At 56.3% G+C, this 1,813-nt stretch carries 2 protein-coding genes; one reads left to right on the forward strand and one right to left on the reverse strand.

Translation table 11 applies throughout. The annotated features are described in order from the left end of the window. The coding region (locus HMPREF2604_RS09280) for a recombinase family protein (protein WP_070565094.1) at positions 1 to 486 on the forward strand (486 nt) is incomplete at its 5' end. Positions 487 to 1,164: 678 nt separating this feature from the next. Here the strand turns inward: HMPREF2604_RS09280 and HMPREF2604_RS09285 are convergent. Then, positions 1,165 to 1,813, reverse strand: a 649-nt coding sequence (locus HMPREF2604_RS09285) for a 3'-5' exonuclease (protein WP_070565097.1), incomplete at its 5' end; no start/stop codon positions are given.

Raw genomic sequence — 1,813 nt, forward strand, 5'->3', positions numbered from 1 at the left:
ATTGACCGGTTCTTTGAAGATAAGATTTCCGGCCGCACGAAGACTGCCCGCCCTGGGCTTGTCGAGTGTATGGCGTATGTGCGCGATGGTGACGAGCTCGTCGTCTCGTCGATTGATCGCCTCGCCCGATCTCTAACGGATCTGCGTGGCATCGTTGATGAGCTCACCGACAAGGGTGTGACTGTTACTTTCCTGCACGAGAACCTATCGTTCTCGAAGGGTGCTAGTGACCCGCGTGCGGATTTAATGCTGGGTATTTTGGGTTCGTTTGCGGAGTTTGAGCGGGCTATTATTCGTGAGCGCCAGGCGGAGGGGATTGCGTTGGCGAAAAAGGCCGGCAAATACAAAGGGCGCAAGCCTGCTCTTAGCCCGCAGCAAGTAGTGGAGATTAAGCAGCGTGTGCTGGCAGGGGAGTCGAAAGCCGCACTAGCGCGAGAGTTTGGGGTCACCCGTCCTACCGTGTATCGAGCATTGAAAAACGCCTAAAAGACGCAGCCGTAACGGTAAATCAGCGCAACTTGACCGGGGTTCGTATGCGTAAATATGCGCAGATTGGGCTGGCTGCATGGGAATTCGATGCTGTCTGCCTTTTACTTCTCTGCGGAGACCACCGGCCCCTTTTCGGTCCAGCGTTACTGCTAACGTTAGTGCCGGTTCACAATCATGCCCCACCACCTGTGGTGGGGCGTGGGCGTGACTTCCTCGTCGGTGCGCGGTTAGGTCCGCGCGTGTACGTGGGCTGTTCTGCGCGCCTAGTCGGCGAGTGGACAACTCTACGACGTTAGGGAGGTGACCGATGGGTAGACACTCATTGGAAACGCCCGGTCGCAAAAGAAAAGACCTTGATGCCACCAAGCTTGACTGGCTCGATGTGGCTACCAAGGTCATAGTTCTTGCGACCGCAATCGTGAAGCTCGTTGAGGCGATGCTTCACATGGGCCTTTAGGTCCGATAACTCCAGCCGATTCGCAGTCGGTTGGGGTTATTTTTATGTGCAGCGATGGGTCAGGGACGAACCATGCTGTCATGTCTTAGGCTAATGTGCGCGCGGAGGTTTCGCAATACTCCCACGCTGGGGACGTAGCTACCTTTCTCTACTGCGGGCAGAAATCTGCGTAGTCGTTCGCATGGACTGCCGTGGTTGGTGTTTGTGCTGGTGGGTTTCTATATTTCGCGGGGGAGCAGTGGGGTGGCGTGACTTGTGCACCAGGTGTTGGTGGTGCGGAATACTTCGCCTTGACGCAAAATCTTGCGGCCAATTTCGCTGCGCTGAGACCCGAAGAGGGCGTGGAGCATGTTCGCTGTGGCGGTCGCATCGGCTACTGCTGCGTGCGCGTCAGGATTGTCCAGTCCCAGGCGGTCGAGGAGTGCCGGTAGGTTGTAGGGGCCACGGTCGAGTATTTGCTTGGCAAGGTCAATGGTGTCAATGAAGGGGAAGAACTCGTCCTCATTATCGTCTCCACCGGTCATGCGGTCGACCTCAGCAACGATCATTTTTGAGTCAAACGGTGCGTTGTGCGCGAATAGTTGCATGCCGTCGATGTAGCTGGTGAAGTCGCCATATACCTCGCTAAACGTTGGGGCGGTTGCCACCATGTCGTTGGTAATGCCGTGAATGTGGGAGTTTTTAATGGCCTTGCCGTCAGGATTAAGCAGTGTGTGCCAGGAGTCGACGGGGTTGAAGTGGCTGTCTGCGCGCACGGCAGCGATTTCAATGATGCGGTCGTAGCACTTGTTAAAGCCGGTGGTTTCAGTGTCAATAACGGCAAAGACCGGCTTGCCCGGCGTGCGTGGGGTGTAGCGGTTGAGGAGG

This window comes from Corynebacterium sp. HMSC055A01 (assembly GCF_001809405.1).
Classification (GTDB): domain Bacteria; phylum Actinomycetota; class Actinomycetes; order Mycobacteriales; family Mycobacteriaceae; genus Corynebacterium; species Corynebacterium hesseae.